The 16,447-nt window shown below is 49.0% G+C and carries 21 protein-coding genes, 1 tRNA gene and 1 pseudogene; 11 read left to right on the top strand and 12 right to left on the bottom strand.

Features of this window, described 5'->3' with window-relative positions:
• Positions 1–3 precede the first annotated feature (3 nt).
• The 4 genes from Q8P05_03920 to Q8P05_03905 all read left to right on the top strand — a co-directional run bounded on the left by Q8P05_03920 (position 4) and on the right by Q8P05_03905 (position 2,063).
• Positions 4–315, top strand: a complete 312-nt coding sequence (locus Q8P05_03920) for a hypothetical protein (protein MDP2666620.1) — start codon at positions 4–6, stop codon at positions 313–315.
• Between the two features lie 55 nt (positions 316–370).
• Positions 371–550, top strand: coding sequence for a DUF2683 family protein (locus Q8P05_03915; protein MDP2666619.1), 180 nt, complete (start codon positions 371–373; stop codon positions 548–550).
• Between the two features lie 472 nt (positions 551–1,022).
• Positions 1,023–1,526, top strand: a complete 504-nt coding sequence (locus Q8P05_03910) for a hypothetical protein (protein ID MDP2666618.1) — start codon at positions 1,023–1,025, stop codon at positions 1,524–1,526.
• A gap of 162 nt (positions 1,527–1,688) precedes the next feature.
• Entirely contained in the window at positions 1,689–2,063 is a 375-nt protein-coding gene (locus Q8P05_03905; protein MDP2666617.1) for a DUF1428 domain-containing protein, read from the top strand.
• A 76-nt stretch (positions 2,064–2,139) separates the two neighbouring features.
• Here the strand turns inward: Q8P05_03905 and Q8P05_03900 are convergent, their stop codons facing one another.
• The 3 genes from Q8P05_03900 to Q8P05_03890 form a co-directional block, all read right to left on the bottom strand.
• Positions 2,140–2,790, bottom strand: a complete 651-nt coding sequence (locus Q8P05_03900) for a hypothetical protein (GenBank protein ID MDP2666616.1) — start codon at positions 2,788–2,790, stop codon at positions 2,140–2,142.
• Between the two features lie 122 nt (positions 2,791–2,912).
• Entirely contained in the window at positions 2,913–3,236 is a 324-nt protein-coding gene (locus tag Q8P05_03895; protein ID MDP2666615.1) for a hypothetical protein, read from the bottom strand.
• 3 nt (positions 3,237–3,239) lie between these two features.
• Positions 3,240–3,443, bottom strand: a complete 204-nt coding sequence (locus Q8P05_03890) for a hypothetical protein (protein MDP2666614.1) — start codon at positions 3,441–3,443, stop codon at positions 3,240–3,242.
• A 300-nt stretch (positions 3,444–3,743) separates the two neighbouring features.
• Here Q8P05_03890 and Q8P05_03885 point away from each other — a divergent pair, with 300 nt between their 5' ends.
• On the top strand, positions 3,744–4,481 hold the full coding sequence (locus tag Q8P05_03885) for a heparan-alpha-glucosaminide N-acetyltransferase (protein ID MDP2666613.1): 738 nt from the start codon (positions 3,744–3,746) through the stop codon (positions 4,479–4,481).
• A gap of 68 nt (positions 4,482–4,549) precedes the next feature.
• Here the strand turns inward: Q8P05_03885 and Q8P05_03880 are convergent, their stop codons facing one another.
• From Q8P05_03880 to gatD, 4 genes are all read right to left on the bottom strand, one after another.
• Positions 4,550–5,269: a pirin family protein gene (locus tag Q8P05_03880; protein MDP2666612.1), complete on the bottom strand. Its 720-nt coding sequence runs from the start codon at positions 5,267–5,269 to the stop codon at positions 4,550–4,552.
• Positions 5,270–5,309: 40 nt separating this feature from the next.
• Positions 5,310–6,392, bottom strand: a complete 1,083-nt coding sequence (locus Q8P05_03875; protein ID MDP2666611.1) for a redoxin domain-containing protein — start codon at positions 6,390–6,392, stop codon at positions 5,310–5,312.
• 108 nt (positions 6,393–6,500) lie between these two features.
• The gene (locus Q8P05_03870) at positions 6,501–7,172 is read right to left on the bottom strand and encodes a hypothetical protein (protein MDP2666610.1); all 672 of its coding nucleotides are present in this window, start codon (positions 7,170–7,172) and stop codon (positions 6,501–6,503) included.
• A 44-nt stretch (positions 7,173–7,216) separates the two neighbouring features.
• Entirely contained in the window at positions 7,217–8,521 is a 1,305-nt protein-coding gene (gene gatD / locus Q8P05_03865) for a Glu-tRNA(Gln) amidotransferase subunit GatD (protein MDP2666609.1), read from the bottom strand.
• Between the two features lie 125 nt (positions 8,522–8,646).
• On the opposite strand from gatD, the gene Q8P05_03860 reads away from it, so the two are divergent.
• From Q8P05_03860 to Q8P05_03840, 5 genes and pseudogenes are all read left to right on the top strand, one after another.
• Complete coding sequence (locus Q8P05_03860) at positions 8,647–9,186, top strand: 2'-5' RNA ligase family protein (protein ID MDP2666608.1); 540 nt, start codon at positions 8,647–8,649, stop codon at positions 9,184–9,186.
• A 102-nt stretch (positions 9,187–9,288) separates the two neighbouring features.
• A pseudogene (locus Q8P05_03855) lies at positions 9,289–9,438 on the top strand (SWIB/MDM2 domain-containing protein).
• A 126-nt stretch (positions 9,439–9,564) separates the two neighbouring features.
• On the top strand, positions 9,565–9,957 hold the full coding sequence (locus tag Q8P05_03850; protein MDP2666607.1) for an iron-sulfur cluster assembly accessory protein: 393 nt from the start codon (positions 9,565–9,567) through the stop codon (positions 9,955–9,957).
• Between the two features lie 53 nt (positions 9,958–10,010).
• Positions 10,011–10,472 (top strand): thioredoxin-dependent thiol peroxidase, encoded by a 462-nt coding sequence (gene bcp / locus Q8P05_03845; GenBank protein MDP2666606.1) that lies wholly within the window; start codon positions 10,011–10,013, stop codon positions 10,470–10,472.
• A gap of 55 nt (positions 10,473–10,527) precedes the next feature.
• On the top strand, positions 10,528–11,352 hold the full coding sequence (locus Q8P05_03840; protein MDP2666605.1) for a hypothetical protein: 825 nt from the start codon (positions 10,528–10,530) through the stop codon (positions 11,350–11,352).
• A gap of 18 nt (positions 11,353–11,370) precedes the next feature.
• Here the strand turns inward: Q8P05_03840 and Q8P05_03835 are convergent, their stop codons facing one another.
• Positions 11,371–11,829: a hypothetical protein gene (locus tag Q8P05_03835; GenBank protein ID MDP2666604.1), complete on the bottom strand. Its 459-nt coding sequence runs from the start codon at positions 11,827–11,829 to the stop codon at positions 11,371–11,373.
• 94 nt (positions 11,830–11,923) lie between these two features.
• The gene (locus tag Q8P05_03830) at positions 11,924–12,508 is read right to left on the bottom strand and encodes a YdeI/OmpD-associated family protein (GenBank protein MDP2666603.1); all 585 of its coding nucleotides are present in this window, start codon (positions 12,506–12,508) and stop codon (positions 11,924–11,926) included.
• Between the two features lie 157 nt (positions 12,509–12,665).
• On the opposite strand from Q8P05_03830, the gene Q8P05_03825 reads away from it, so the two are divergent.
• Positions 12,666–12,736, top strand: a tRNA-Asp gene (locus tag Q8P05_03825).
• 94 nt (positions 12,737–12,830) lie between these two features.
• Here Q8P05_03825 and Q8P05_03820 read toward each other — a convergent pair.
• The 3 genes from Q8P05_03820 to Q8P05_03810 all read right to left on the bottom strand — a co-directional run bounded on the left by Q8P05_03820 (position 12,831) and on the right by Q8P05_03810 (position 16,374).
• Positions 12,831–13,691: a hypothetical protein gene (locus tag Q8P05_03820; GenBank protein ID MDP2666602.1), complete on the bottom strand. Its 861-nt coding sequence runs from the start codon at positions 13,689–13,691 to the stop codon at positions 12,831–12,833.
• 192 nt (positions 13,692–13,883) lie between these two features.
• Positions 13,884–15,470, bottom strand: a complete 1,587-nt coding sequence (locus Q8P05_03815; GenBank protein MDP2666601.1) for an ABC-F family ATP-binding cassette domain-containing protein — start codon at positions 15,468–15,470, stop codon at positions 13,884–13,886.
• 187 nt (positions 15,471–15,657) lie between these two features.
• Complete coding sequence (locus tag Q8P05_03810; protein ID MDP2666600.1) at positions 15,658–16,374, bottom strand: SDR family NAD(P)-dependent oxidoreductase; 717 nt, start codon at positions 16,372–16,374, stop codon at positions 15,658–15,660.
• Between the last annotated feature and the right edge of the window lie 73 nt (positions 16,375–16,447).

The following is a 16,447-nucleotide window of genomic DNA, read 5'->3' as shown; positions in this document are numbered from 1 at the left end:
ACGGTGAGCTTGTCGAGTAGCATTGGAGCCATCATCAAAGGACTGGGGAGTATCATCCTCCTTCGTGCGGAAACGGTAAAGGGAGCTATTTCTTCCTCTATTTCGGATGGCATAGAAGTCGGAATCGCACGGTCGATGCCTCTACTCTTGAAAAACATGATAGTGGGTGCCGTCCTTCTAACGGGAATTCTTTTGGTGGGGTTTGGATTAGCCACCTGGCTCGAACCACTGATCGCGACCCCCGGGATTGGATTTATAGTTATAGGTTTCTTTTTTGTGGCGAGCGGATACCTATATTTGAATTTGCAAAAATAATGAGAAAATGCATTTTTAATTTTAATAAAGTATTGAGCGGATACCAAGGTAAATCATGGTCAAGATACAAATCGATTTATCCAACGACGAAGACAGAATAGTTGAAATATTCAAAGTAGCCCACGCGCTGCCAACCAAAGAATTGACAATAAGAAAAATGATAAAATTTTTCAAAGTTCGAATTGAACCTGAAAAACTGAAGAAAAAAGAATACTTTGCAATCGAAAAAAATTAAAAATTAAAAAGGTGGCAATAAATTTGAAACGATGCCACATCCAAACATACGCTTTGAATGGGCCGTACTGGCTTCGATAAAGCACTTTACCCAATATAAATATTTAAATCTAATATCTTTACTATTCTCATTGGATTTTTAGGATTTCTTGAAAATAGAATAGTCAAAATAGTACTTTTTTTGCTTGCGCTTGTTTTTCTGTTTGTTGCTTCTGGATCTGACAAAGGGTATAGAGTAGTGTATATTTTATACTTGCAATTATTTGCTTTCGTGGTGCCGTATTTTTGGATAGAATTGCCAGTAAACATTTTTAGCCTACCGGGGGCTATCGGGTAAAAAATGGAAGTACTGCGGTAGCAAGTTCGGGAGGCGGGATTAATTCTATTCCACAGACTCGACCCTGGGATCATTTGCCTTACAGATGGGAGTATAGTTTTTATTCTACTAACAACTTCTCGATAAAGGTGAAAGAGTGACTGGTCTGAAACGTTTTCTTATCGGCGAAAATTGGCTTGGTCAACCCCCACTAAGAAGCGCGATCTTTGCATTAATTATTCTCTCTATTCTCTTTCTTTTATTGTATGGATTCTTTTTTTGGGAGAATTGGACGAATCCTTCTTGGGAGCAGTCTGATTCTGATTATCATCCCCCTATTGGTGAGAATATTATTCCGCTATTTCTGATCATTCTATTATTATGGATGATTTTTATTGGATATCGTATTGGTCTAATTTTTGGTACCGATAAAAAGGTCGAATGGTTTTGGCCCGTTATTTTTATCATTCTAACACTTTTCTCGATTGCGGGCGGTTTTATAGTGGCCAAAATCAAGACCAATCGATGGATGAAAAAGGGGATATGGAATAACCTGATCATATTAATTATTGTAATTGGAACCATTTTATTAGAGATTATCAAAAATGCAATACTATTCTTTGGTCTTATATTTTTTGGGATATTACCTGGTTTTACTTGATTAATTTGAGGGGGAGTTGGAGAAAACGAATCACGCTCGGCCTAAGATCACGCGTGGACGTACGAAAGAAGCTTCGAGGATAGGGATGGACCCTAAAGGAGGGTTGAAATAAAAAGGGCGGATTGGCTAAAAGTTTATTTCATCGGAAGGAGGTATTGGTTCATGACATACGTGGATGGATTTGTGATCCCTATTCGGAAAGACAAAATATCGGCCTATAAGAAGATGGCCACGATGGGAAAGAAAATGTGGAAAAAGCATGGGGCACTGGATTATTATGAGTGTGTGGGTGAAGACCTGCGTGTCAGGAAAGGAATGGGGCAAGGTTTCAAGAAATTGGCCCGTCTGAAGAATAACGAAACGGTGGTTTTCTCGTTCATCGTGTACAAGTCCCGGAAACACCGAGATGACGTGAACAAAGTCGTCATGAAGGAAATGAAGAAACAAATGACCAAAAAAGACATGGAAAAAATGAACGATGTCATGGACATGAGACGGTTTGCCTTCGGCGGTTTCAAGACAATTGTGCAAATATAAGAACTTGGAAATAATATTTTTTCGAATGGCTCGCGTGCCTCGACGCACGCCCCATTCTTTTCCTCTTCGACGAAACCTATTTTTCCCCCATCCTGGAAAAGAAAACCCCAGGCACCACGCGGCACCCCAAATGCATGAAAGGGGGTTGGTTTATCCAAACCTTGAAATCTCGTATGTGGGTTTTTCCCCGATAGGTTTCGATGCCAAGGCTTCCCACCCGTCGGGAGGGGATTTGGAAACGCATCACCGTATTGTAATCCATTATGAGTGTAACTATATTCCCATCCACTTCATAGGTCACAGGATAGAGTATCCCTTCCTGTATAGAGTAAGGGGATTCGAAATAGTGGTGGGTATTATTCTCCCAGTATTCAATACCCACCTTCTGAAATAGTGAACTCAGGTATACGGCCGAAAAATTGAATCCATCCTTGAAATCGAAAAATAGGCGCGACCCCCATTCTGATTCATCCATCTGGATATGGGCTTCCACGCGCAGGTGTTCTACGTATTGATCCATTAGCTGGGGACAGAATGCCCGACCATCGTGACCTAATGAGGGGGCGGGCGACTTGAGGAGTAAAATCCCTTTGTTTCTATCGGAATCGAATGAAATAATTCCCCCCATTTTTCCCCCGAACATGGGAATATGCCATCCACTCGTGATTGTTAAAGGCGTATCGCCATAAACAACACCACACCCCTGCGTGGGGGGAATGGACACCATGTTCTCTTCTGATTGTGCCCAAGCCCCAGTCGAAAAAGCCAATAAAATGATGAAAAAACTCCCAATAAACCATAATGGGATCAAGGGGTCACCGTCGGAATTTTTCTCTCTTACCATCTCGCTTACTTTACCCCGGTCGGCTGGGTGGCCAAATACCACCCTCCCCCCAGGAGGAATACCAATCCAACCAGGATATGTCCCAAACCAGGGGTGTTCCATAGGAGGGATTCAACCAGCTTTCCGAGACCGAAGCCCAGCCATACGACCCCGGTGACGAGGACTGCCCCGATAATCACTTGCTTCATGAGGCGAGGGGACACGCGGTCCCACCCGGTGGAAATTCCATCCGCGATGGCCTCTGAAAAGGAGGTCCGCAGTCCCGCTGCCGCGATGAAGGCACTTTTAAGTCCTTTCAGGAATTGGGAAATGATGGGGGTTATCCGCATCCCTTACCCCTTCTTGGACATTAATGCGCCCACCAGCATGCCCCCGACAAATGCCCCCGCTACGAATGCATAGGGGTGGGCCCCCACCGCCGACTTGAAACGCATATCCTGCTCACGCGCATATTCTTTCGCCATATGGATGTGCGCTTTCAGGTCGTTCTCGAGGTCCTTGTCAAGAACATTCCGCCCGTGCTCATTAACTGCCATACCGATCACCTCGTTTTTGTTTTTTTAATAGGAGAAATGTGCACGAAGAAGTAAATAAGCATTCATTATATGCCTGAACGTAAAGCTTTTTCAACCCCTTTTGGGCTTTTTTTTGGGAAGCCATCCAATACTCCGCGATACTCCCCCTGGCGACTTATACGGGAAAGAATTCTACCATGATAAAAAAAACTATTCGCGCTTTGACGAGGAGGGGTTCTTTGATCCCCGGATATTAAATCCCTATTTTTCCTCCACTCCCGACCATTGTCCTTTTAGGAAGAGGAAATTATTTCTCCAGTCATGGAAGGGAAACGCCCGCGATTTATCCTCCTGGATGCCCTGCGGGGAGTGGGTATCCTCCTTATGGTGGGGTATCATTTCCTCTTCGACTGGAATTTTTTGGTGGAACCCATCGTGGATCTGAATGAACCCTTTTGGTTTATTCTGGCCCGTGGAGCGGCCGCGATGTTCGTCGGTTTGGCGGGGGGGTCCATGGTGCTGTATGCCCATCGCCGAGGAATGGGATTTTCTTCTTTATTCAAACGGGGATTAGCCATATTGGGTTTGGGGATGGTCATCACGCTAGTCACTTGGTTGGTGTTTCCCACATATACGGTATGGTTCGGCGTGCTCCACCTCATCGGAAGCGCCTTGATTTTGGGGATTCCATTCCTGACACAAAAAACGGGGAGCCTGGTGGCCGGACTCTTCTTCCTGGGGGGTGGGATTCTCCTCTCCACGAACCCATTGTATGGGATATTGCCCCCCCTCATCGGAATCATCCCCTTTCCTTTCCTCACATTTGACTATTTCCCCCTATTCCCTTGGTTCGGGGTCTTCCTTCTGGGAATGTATGCGTCGCACCGCTTGTTTCCCAGAGGACATCCTGTATATCCTTGGTTGGGGCAATCGCACGGAACTCCAATTACGCGACTCTTGGGTTGGATCGGGAGAAACTCCCTGGTCATCTATTTCATCCACCAACCCCTATTGCTGGGGATTCTGGTAGGGCTAGGGAAAATTCACCTTTCGATTTAACGTATTCTCAGAGCCGTACCCTAAATCCGTTGGACCCCCACTTCCTGACCAGATAAACTTCTTTTTTTTCAATTTCCAGGGAGATCCCATAACAAAAAATGGGCGTCCGTGGTCGCGGTGAAAACAAGTTCATTCACCCCTTTGACACGGGCCGCGTCGCGCGGAAAAAGAGTTTGTTTTTCCACGTCTATTTTTCCTTCCGCTATGACAATATAGGCCAAGCGGGAGGGGGACCTGAATGAATAGGATAAGGTATTCCCTTTTCCCAGCCGGGTGGCATACAAATAGGCGTCCTGGTGGATGGTCAGGGAGCCCTTTCTTCCGTCCGGGGAACAGATTAAGGCCCATTGGTTCTTTTTCATCCCTTCATCCGGAAACCCTTTTTGCTCCCAGGAGGGGGGTAATCCCAATTGGGAGGGAAGCACCCACATCTGGAACAGTTTGAGAGGGGCATTCGTAGGGTTAAATTCGGCATGCCGGATCCCGGTGCCCGCGCTCATGCGCTGGACCTCGGGGTAGGTTAACGTGCCTATGTTTCCCAGGTCATCCTCATGGGATAGTTCTCCTTCCAGAATGTAAGTCACGATCTCCATGTCGGCGTGGGCGTGCAAGGGGAATCCCGAGTGGGGGGCGATCTCGTCATCATTGAACACGCGCAGGGGGCCCCAATTCATGTTGGCCTCATCGACATAATGCCCAAAGGAGAAATGCCAGCGGGTAGTCAACCAGGAATTCTGATCTGAATAATGGTCTTGGGCCCGATGGATGGTCATCATGACTTCATTCATATAGCCGACCCTAAAACCCTATACCCAAAAGTAAGGGTATTTACCCAAAGGTAAAGGTGTAGAGTTGAAATCCAACTCCCGCCACTTCAATAATCACTTCCTGCTCCCCATAATCCGAGAGGGAAATGAGGGGATAGAGTTTCTCCTCTTTCACGAGTATCCTTTCCGTAATACTTGTATCGCCACCATTTTGGACAGGGGGAGCCGACAAAACAACCGTGAGCACACTCTCATTCTCCCCTGCGCCCGCGACGATGTTCACGTGCTTGGCAGTGAACCGCAAGCCTATTTTTCCAGTGGAAGAAACAAGGGTTACATGATCCAATTCATTTTTCCATTCCCCTTCCAAATACACGATGTTGGGAGTGAAAACCAAGGGATCAGGGAAGGAATAGGAAATAATCTGCTCGGGCGAAAAACCTTCAGGATTCCCCAAAGGGGTGCGTGCGAAGGCATACCCGAGGTAGAGCTCGGGCGTCCTGATGCGGGCGAAATCGGGATTATTGACTCCTATTTCGGATGATAGGCTTTCCTCTAAAAAGGGCTGGGCATCGCGTTCGGCCAACAAACTCTGGATCATGGCTTCCGTCTCCGCATATCCCCCTTCTCCAATGTGGTCGTAGCGGATGAATCCTTGAGCGTCGATCAGATACTTGCGGGGCCAATAGTGATTGCCATACGCGCGCCACGTAGAATAATCATTATCCAGCACCACCGGGTACATGATGCCGGCTTTCTCCACCGCGGCCAGCACATTGGCATACTTTTCCTCGAATGCAAATTCGGGGGTATGCACTCCCACGATGGCCAACCCCCTATCGGCATATTTTTCATGCCAGGCATTCAGATAGGGTTGCGTGCGAATACAATTGATGCAGGAGTAGGTCCAAAAATCAACGAGAATAACCTTCCCTTCCACATCGGCCAGGGAAAATCCATCCGGAGCATTGATCGTGCCCGCAATCCCCTGCAGTTCAGGGGCTTTGGGGTAGGGGGAATCCAATGAAACCGGGAGGGAATAAGGCAGGTTGAGGGGGTTGGATAAGAGGATGAATGCAATGACTCCCCCCACCAGGAGGAGAACGAGGGCCAGGGTCTTCGGGTTTTCAATGGAAATAATCATAATTCCCAAATCCCTTTTATGGAAGATAAAAAGATTCTCCCCATTCCTTCTTTTGAGAAAACGAACCTTTTTTTTGAAAAAATTGATCTTTTTTCTAAAATAGTAAAGTTATTTCTTCAGTTGGGTACGATTCGAGGTGTTTCCAGTGGCGTCTTGGGCCAGCTCATCTGGATTTTTTCCAAAGAACAACCATTTGATATCGAGAAGAATACGTAGGGCTAATTCGAGGGCGGACAAATAGATGACGAATTGGAGGAGGGTCTCGAAAAGCAGAGGGATATCCTCGAGTCGGTGGCCGAGCTTATCGAATGAGAAGAAATCGGGTTCGGTGAGGAAGAAGGCCACCATCAACAATGGGATGAGCTTGGAAAAATCCCGCGCCTGCTCTTCATTATAGTAAGCCAAAATGCGGATGGCTGAAATGAGCGCGATGGCAATGAGGGTAATTTCCTCCAGGGTATTGAATTTGGCCACCAAGAAAAGGAGGAAGGTGAATCCGGCGAACCAGAAGAAGGTCATCACTGGAAAGAGAATTCCATATTTCATGAAACGCAGGAGACCGAAGACCACATGCTCGAAAGCCCCCACCCAGCCGGGGGCATAATAGGTCAAGTCCTTGGGAAAAAGATCACGCTTGGCGACAAACCTGTAAAAATGCCAGACGAGCACCCCATAAGCCACCAGCGCCAAGGAGTACGACACCCACAAGGAGACATCTTCCCAGGAGAGGGCAAAGAAAGCGTCTATTACTGCCCATATCCCCGAACCTAAATCGACCATGCACCCCACCAAAAATCCGGCCTATAAAAAGAGCAAGGGAAAGGTCAGAGGAGAAAGGTATCCACGCGGCTGAAGGAAGAGGTTTCCCCCGCGTAATCCGTGTGCATCATCTCGCGCACCTTCTCCATTTCATGAGTATGGCCGAGGACCCATCCTAACTTCACATAGGCCACCTCGGGGAGCATATCCTCCAACCCCACGGCGCCGGCCTTCTGCATCATACGCCCATTCGAATACACGTTGAGGTTGACGCGCCCATACAATGTTTGCGTGGTCACGAAAACAGGTACCCCGGCGTCGGTTGCCCGCTGGATGGCCGGAATCCACTCTTCTGAAACATGTCCCAATCCCGTGCCTTCGATGAGAAACCCTTTAACCCCTCGGGAGAGGTGGTAATCCATGGTATCGGGACTTATTCCCGGGACGAACTTGATGAGCACCACGTTCGTATCAAACACCGCATCCAGGATAGGGGTCTTGGTATTATCCCTTCGTTGAAAATTCCCGATCCATTCAACTTTTCCATCCATGAAAACCTTGGCCAGGGGCACATCATTGATTGGGCGGAAGGCATCGCGCCTGGAACTGTGCATTTTCCTTACGCGCGTCCCTCGGGTGAAAAAACAATAATCATCGGAGGTCGTGGCATGCATGCAGATTCCCACCTCTGCCGCTTCCCCCAAGGCCACGCGTGAGGCGCAAATGAGATTGGAGGGGGCATCACTGCTCCCACGGTCGGAAGACCTTTGAGACCCCACCAGAACAACGGGTTTGGTTAAATCACGCAGCATGAATGAGAGGGCCGCGGCCGTGTAATGCAGGGTATCCGTGCCATGCGTAACTAACACCCCCCTCACCTCTGGCTTGATGAGTTCAGCATGGCACATCTGCGCCAGTTTTATCCAATCCGAAGGATTGATGTTCTCGCTCAATTTGGAAAAAGGGGAGATAATTGTCCCGAACGTGGCGAACGACCCAATTTCAGGGATGAGCGCCACTAATTCTTCCGGAGTCATGAGCGCACTCACTCCCTGGGTTTTGTAATCCACTTTGCTCCCAATCGTGCCTCCCGCGGCGATGAGGGAAAGGATGGGTTTGTCAATGGGTACTGGGGGGATGGGAATCTTTTCTTTAATTACTGGAGCGGGGGTGGGGAGGATTTTCATATCCGTTATTTCCTTCCACGCGAGACCGGTGTTATACCCATTCGTCAGTTTGAGATGAAGAAAATCCGTTTCCCCCTCCGGGGAGGGAAGCACGATGCCCTGCACCCATTCCCCTTTCCAAAACACGTGAATATGGTTCCCCGGCTGGACGGTGGATGGAACGATTGGGGAGGGGGGAATCATAGGAATGGAAAATCCCTTCACCAATAAGAAGGAATCGGCCGGGGGCCAGATCGGAAGGACAAATGAGGAAGAGGTTTGGTTTCTTGCCAGAAAATTGTATAAACCGGGACGTTCAACAAAATAGGATGCCCCCCCTTTTCTTTGCCCTGAAATTCCCTTCCGGAATACGGAAGGATATCGAGGCGGCGTATGCCACTCCCTTTAGGGATGTGATGGTACGTGGGGGGTGGAAGCCTGTTCCAAGAGAAAATTATCACCTCACACTCCATTACATGGGGGATGTTCCCCGCACGCGCATCCCCATGATTGCCAAGATATTTTCGCGCACGATATTTCCTTCCACCCAACCCATTTGGATTGGGGGGAAGCAATTGTATTATTTCGGAAAGAACGTATGCTATGTTCCTGCACGGGACGAAAATGGTTTCCTGGAATCATTGCGGGCGGTTTGCGCACCCATACTTCCTTATGACGATATGAAAGAATTCATTCCGCACGTCACGTTGTTCCGGAGGAAAAAAGCCAATTATCCCCCACCCCCCATTCCTATCGCGCATGGGGTTGACATCCCTTTTTACCCCCGATTTTTTTCTCTTCTGGTATCTATGGAGGAGAAAGGAAAAGTGTCCTACCCTGAAATCGCCCGTTCCCCCCTTACAGAATAACGCCCAAAAGGGGGTGTGGTTTTTAACTCTTGTTGCGATTGAGTAGCGGTACGTGGCGCTAAACGGGCGCGGGAGTGATGGATCATGGCTATATTTGCAAAGAAGAAACCCGCCTTCGGGGGGTACAGTATCAGTTTCGCCGGGCGGAATGACTCAATCGAGGACATCATGGGGAACAAGCCTATCCCGCCAAGTGAGATGACCAAGAAGTTATGGGCCTTCGTGAAGAAGAACAATCTGTCGAACAAATAAATATTTCCAAATTACCATTCGATTGAACAGAAGACCACCTCGCGGGAATTGCCTCGCAATCCCGCAGGCCCCTTTTATCCAGTGCTTTTTTTAACTCTTTATTCCAGGATACGATATCGGAGGGATATGATGAATGATGCCTGCACCACCACCGGCGGCGCCACGGTCGGCGCGAATACGTTACTGAAGACCCAACATATCGTAGAACTCACACCCCAAGCGGCGGAGAAGCTCAAGGCATTCATGATAAGGGAGAACAAGGAAGGGTATGGCTTACGCGTGCAGGTATTGCCTGGGGGATGCTCGGGATTCACCTATTCGCTCACGTTTGAAAATAGCCCGCACGAATCTGATATCAAACTGGAATTCCACGGGGTCCCGGTGTACGTGGACAAGATGTCCGAACCCATGCTGAAAGGGAGCACCATCGATTACTCCGAATCCCTGCAAGGAGCGGGATTCGCCGTGAACAACCCCAATGTGCACGGGAGCTGCGGGTGCGGGAAATCATTTTCATAATTTTTTGGGGAATATTCCATATAAAAAAATCCTTGTGGATATAGCTCATGACCATGCCAAAAGAAGGAACCAAAGCCCCCGCCTTCGAATTGAAGGATGCCGACGGAAAAACCGTCAAACTTTCCGATTTCAAGGGAAAGAAAGTGGTGCTGTACTTTTACCCGCGCGACGACACGCCCGGGTGCACCACGGAAGCCTGTGAATTTCGAGATGCGCTCCCCAAAATCAAACGAAAAAACACGGTTGTATTAGGCATCTCCAAGGACGATGAAGCCTCGCACCAAAAATTTATACAAAAATACAATTTGAATTTTATCCTACTCGCAGATCCTGAAAGAAACGCTATTGAAGCCTATGGGGCTTGGGGAGAGAAAAGCCTATATGGGAAAAAATTCATGGGCATCATTCGGAGCACATTTGTCCTGGATGAAGATGGGACGATTCTCAAAGTCTTCCCCAAGGTATCCCCTGCCGGGCACGCAGAAGATGTGCTGAAAGTCTTGGATGAAGCCTGATCTGGTTTTGATGCCGACAACACCTTTAAATAATTCATAATGCTTCGTGCTCGTGATGAAAGCAAATGCTATTTTTGTTCTCTTATTTGGCCTACTGTTAGTTAGCGGCTGCCTCAACAATAACACGTATGATACAACCCCGGGCGCGACGAATACGGTCAATACGAATCCTGTCCAAGCCTTAACCTTCACGTGTGGAAACCACATCTGTGAAGGGGGAGAATCACGTGAAACGTGCCCGCAGGACTGCAGCGTAGTCAATGAACTTGGGAACATCTGCGGAAACACCGAGTGCGAACCAGGAGAAACGAGCACTTCTTGTCCGCAGGACTGCGGGCCTTCGGTTCTGCCGGCGGCAGTATGCGGGAATACAATATGTGACAATGGGGAGGCCTATGAAACCTGCCCGGGCGATTGCCCGTACGCCGGTTTTCAATGTGCGAATGGGGTGTGCGAGGGTGGGGAATCATATGAGAGTTGTCCCCAGGATTGCTCCTTGCAAAATATTTTAGGTACCTCCTGCGGCGACGACGCATGCCAGCCGGGAGAGGACGCGGACTATTGCCCTTCGGATTGCTCCCTTGAGACCTTTCGGCCAAATTGTGGAAACAACGTGTGCGATCCCTGGGAGACGAAGGATAGTTGCTTCGAAGACTGCCAATTTGTAGGTCCTGGTGCGAGCAACGAAGGAGAAGAATGCTCGACGGATTCGGACTGCGGTTCAACCGGCATTTGCAGCAGTTCGGGAGCGTGCAAAACCGTCCAATGCAAGGGTGACAGCCAGTGCGGCGGGTGCTACCGATGCCAGAACTACACGTGCACGGCCTGTGGCTACGTCACCAGTAACTGGGAAACGGGAGAGCAGGAATGCAGCTGCTAAAATGAAAAATTGCAAAAACTATTTTTTCGTGACTGAATAAATCGCGCCCCCAATGGCGGCACCTAGCACTCCAATGATGGCCATGACCGGAAGGCCAATAATCAATGTTCCAACCACGACGAGAATGCCTTCAATGAGAATGTCACCATCTCCCCACACGAGGGCGGCCACCATATAATTGAACACGGTGAAAAACAATCCGATGGCGATCATCACCAGCGCGTATACTACTCCAATCGGCGCCGTTCTTTTGACGGCTTCCCCCGTTCCAACTTTTTTGTTTTTTGAATCGTCGCGAGCCGTGATAAAACCAATCACCACGGGCACCAAGAGGCTGAGGGGGATGATGATCGCGAGGATGATCAACGCGGTAGAGGGAGCGGCGTTGATGATTAAGGTGGTGGCCCCCACGATTACCCCCCAGGTTCCGGAGAGTTTGGCGGCCTTTAATTGACGCGGGGTGAATCTCTTCGCCATATCCAGGTTCATCCGACGCTTTATACGCCCCCCCTATATAAATCCGGCATATTACCTCCAAATGGGGTGGACCTGGGGAGCAGGGGAGAGGGAATTATTTTTTTTCCATCATTTCATAACGCTTTCCCTTTTTGGTCATCTTCAAAAAATAGTTCAAACGCTGTGCAAAAATCTCAGGCCGCTTCCGCGCCGCATCAATCCAACCCACACGAATACGTTTGTAGGTCTTGTCGAAAGATTGAAAGTGCTTCCAGGTCTCCGGGTCCTTTTTGAGGGCCTTCTCAATATCCTTGGGAATCACGAGCTTCTCTTTGAATTTCTTAGCGTGGGAGGTCGTATCCTCATGATGTGGAAACACGGCCAACCCGGCGGGAGTCATTTTTTTTTGTTTCATGAGCATGCGCACGCGCTCCCGATTGGGTTCGGACCAGAATGATTTTTTTCTTCTTGGGGAGAAGCGCTGCGCGTACTGTTCATCGTCAATACCTTTTGCCGTGGAATCAATCCACCCGAAGCAGAGGGCCTCCTCCACGGCCGCTTTATAGGACACGCGGGGCTTGCCGGAACCCTTCTTGTAGTACACTAAGTAGATTTCTTTCGCGGTCGCATGGTGTTTTTGGAGCCACTTCCTCCAAGTATCCCGGTCGGGGGCATAGAACAAGTTGGAAGGGGTTGGCATTCTCTTCTTCCGGCCCACCGCCTTTTAAATGCTTTTTTCACGATTCTTTGTAGTTACGTTCGGCCCACCGAGGATTCGAAGGAGCCTTTTAGGAAAAGGCTCGCGAAAAACGCTTCGTGAATCTCTCCATGTTCCACGGTGCGGCCGATCGAAAGCGGCCCGTTTCGTCTAGCGGTAGGATTCCACCCTGTCACGGTGGAGGCCCGGGTTCGATTCCCGGAGCGGGCGTAAGATGTTGGGTTCAACGCCCTCAATATCAGAACACCTTGACAACTTACGGGCTTTGTTTAAAATTGCTGAGGATTAATGTCAACCTAACGTTTTATTTTAATCTCCAGTATCTTCTTTTGGAGCTTCGGTATCCAGCTTTCTTGAATGCACTTTTATGGGCTCCAGTGGCGGCCGTTTTGATTCGTTGCATCTCTCGAGCCACTTTTGCCTTCATCTCAGGGCTCTCTTCATCATATTCCATTTGAGTGAGTTTGCCCCTTTCCAACATTGAATTGGCGACATATTCCCGCTCAAGATTCCTATACCCGTGATGACGACGAGGATTCAATGCACGTCGTTGTTCGGGTGTGGGAAAAGTTTCCGTAAACCGTTTTAAAAAATACTCGAGCAACCGTCCATTTTTTTGCGTGAATTCTTTCACAAGATGAGCCGATCCCCCTTGCACATTTCCCAGTATCACACCAGGTTTCCTACTCGGGGTCAAAAAAAGGTCGAAATTCATCCGAGCAACTTTCACTGAATCTCTTCCTCTCTGATGGGGTTTTTTTAGAATTTCGAGCGCTCCAAATAAAGGTGAGTCCGCATCTAGTTCCGAATAACGGAGGGAAAACCCGCCCCCTCTGATTCGAGTGTCTTTCAAGAGACGACCCAGGGGAGTTGAAAATACCCTCAAAAAGGAAAAGATAGACAATGAATCACGAGGATTCCTGATCCGAATTTGTCTAGATAATGTGAGATTCACATATTGGTTAAGAGTAGCATTGGTATAGCACGAAAGAATTTCGTTAATGTTTTCAGCACCCATTTTGTTGATCGCTGCCAATATGACCCTCAATTCAGATTCATAGATAGTCTCGCGGGGCCCGATGGCTTTTATCATTATCCAATCGATTATTCCAAAATCTTTCAGCCTTTGGATGGCCACTGAGACAGGAACGGTTGGGTCGCCCATCTTTGAAGGAAGAATCTTGTATTATTAAACGTGCTTCAATACGAGATTCAAAAATGGCAAGCAATCCTGTCAAATCCTTCCATAAAGAAAGAGCCTCACAATAGGAATAATAATAAATGGGATAGGAAGCAGTTCCACTCCTACGGCCAAACCCCCAGGTGGCATCTAGAGGGCCTGTGAATGGTTTTATATTCAGGTAAAAGAAGAGAGCGATAATTTCTTGGGCACATCAATCAACCGCTTGTTTTCTATTTTCACGACGCGGTTGGCGACTTTGTGGATGAAGTAGCGGTCGTGGGAGACGGCGAGGATGGTTCCATTGTAATGGAGGAAGGCGTTCTCGATGATCTCGCGGGCGTCGATGTCCAAATGGTTGGTGGGCTCGTCCAATAGGAGGAAGTTGGGCTTGTGGAGGAGAATCTTCAGCAAATTGAGCCTGGATTTTTCTCCCATGGAAAGAGAGGAAATGGGGCGCTCCACCTCTTCGGTGCTCTTGAATCCAATCATGGATAGGTTGGCCCGCGCGAGGGCCTGGTCGGGGAGGAGGGCATAGATTTCTTCGTACAGGGTTTTAGTTTCGTTCAAGCCTTGCAGATCCTGATCCGCGTACCCGATGATGGTCTCGCTGGAAAAGGTAATTTTTCCCTCGAGCGGGGGGATCTTTCGGGCGATGGTTTTCAAGAACGTGGTTTTCCCGCACCCATTAGGGCCAATAATAACGAATCGTTGACGCGCCCCGATAGCGAACGTGACGCGCCGGATGAGGGGTTCCTCGTATCCCACGTCCAAATCCTTCGTCTCCATCACGTAAGGGGCCTTCATGGGCTTGGAATCGAATCGCACGGCAAACGCACTCTTGTCCATGTCGGGGGCCGCCACTTTCTCCCGGGCGTCCAACATTTTCCGGCGGTATTCGCTCTGACGCACGTTCTTGGGCGCAGTACCAATGCGGTTGATTTTTTCGAGCTGGACGCGGCGATAATTCTGTTCATTGGCGAAGACCTTCTGCTGGGCATAAAATTGGTCGACTCGAGCTCGCAAGTAGGTGTCGTAGTTTCCATTGAATTTGAGGATCTTCCCATTCTCTATCTTGAGGATGGTGTCCGCCACCCGGTTGAGGAGAAAACGGTCGTGCGTGACGACCAGCACGGTGCCTTTGAAGGAACGCAGGTAATCCTCCAAAATGGCCAACCGGTCAAAATCCAAGTGGTTCGTGGGTTCATCCAATAAGAGGATGTCGCAGTCCGCGGAGAATATCTTAGCAAGGGCGAGGATGGCACGCTGGCCCGTGCTTAACTCTTTCGTTTTGAGGGAAAAGATGGATTCGGGAATTTTCAATTTAGACAAGACTTCCTGCACATCCATGTCGTGGCGGGAGCGGGATTCCTTCTGGACGCGGGTCTGGAGGGTGGTGTATTCCTCGGTGAGGGCGGTGAGGCGGGGCATGTCCGTATACACCTTTGGATCCCCCATGAGGGTTTCAATCTCCTGAATACGTGTCGCATGGTGGGAAGTGGGGAGCCCGCGCTCCAATTCCTGGAGGAAGGTGGCCTCCGGATCTAATTCGACATGCTGGGGGAAGTACCCCACCTTCCCCGAGTAGTCGATTTTTCCATTATAATCCGCTTTTCCCACAATCGCTTTGAGGAGGGTACTCTTCCCCACCCCATTTCGGCCAATGATGCCCACTTTGGCCCCGGGAGCGATGCCCACGTTTTCGTCGTGGAAGAGGTCCTGTTTCCCGATACTGATGGAGAGGTGCTTGATGATGATATCCATAATGGGCTCTTTTTCCCCTAACTAAAGAGGGCTGATAGAGAAAAAGGGGTCCGAGCATCTAAAAAGAAATAGGGTTGTGCCAGGAATGATTCAGGTCGTGGGGGTGTTGACACCCATAATGGATGAATATGCTGGACACATCCTGGACAATGGGGATGAGGATATGGGAATGAAATAGGTTATTCCTTCACACATCCGTGAATCCGCCATCCACGATGATGGTCTGCCCGGTGATATATTGGGATGCGTCCGCGGCAAGGAAAGCGGCGGTTTCCCCGATATCGGCGGCGGCCCCCAGTTTTCCCTCAGGGATGATGTGGGTCAATTTTTCCAAGGCTTTGGCGTCCAACCCCTTTTTCACCCCGGGCGTGCGAATAGCTCCAGGTGCGATGGCGTTTACGTTAATTTTGTAGGGCGCCAGATCCAGAGCCGCCGCCCGGGTGAACCCCATCAACCCCGCTTTGGTCGTGGAATAGTGCACGAGCGCCGGGAAACCGACAACAACCCCTGCGATGGAGGCGATGTTGATTATTTTTCCATATTTCTTTTTCATCATGTGCGGTAATACCGCTTTAGTGAAATGGAATACCCCATTGAGGTTGGTGTCCATCACCTTTTGCCATTGGTCGAATGTCATCTGGGGAAAGGGGACGAAGGGGTATATGCCCGCGTTGTTCACAAGGATGTCGAGGCGGCCGAATTTCTTCAGGGTTTCTTTTACCACGCGCTCGGCATCCTCCGGACGGCACACATCCGCCTGGATGAAATGGTGCTTGGTCCGCTTTTTGGAAGTGGCGCACACGACCACTTTGGTCCCATAGGAAGATAATGAATCAGCGATCCCTTTTCCAATGCCCTTGGTGCCCCCCGTGACGATAGCCACCTTGCCTTTCAAGGAAATCATATACCTGGATGAATGAAATAGGGGGATATAAACTTACCAGTATCAAAAAAGAGTGTGGCAATTTTGTAAACCA

It is taken from the genome of Candidatus Diapherotrites archaeon (assembly GCA_030688545.1).
GTDB lineage: Archaea > Iainarchaeota > Iainarchaeia > Iainarchaeales > VGJJ01 > VGJJ01.
This window is presented reverse-complemented; position numbering and strand designations above follow the sequence as displayed.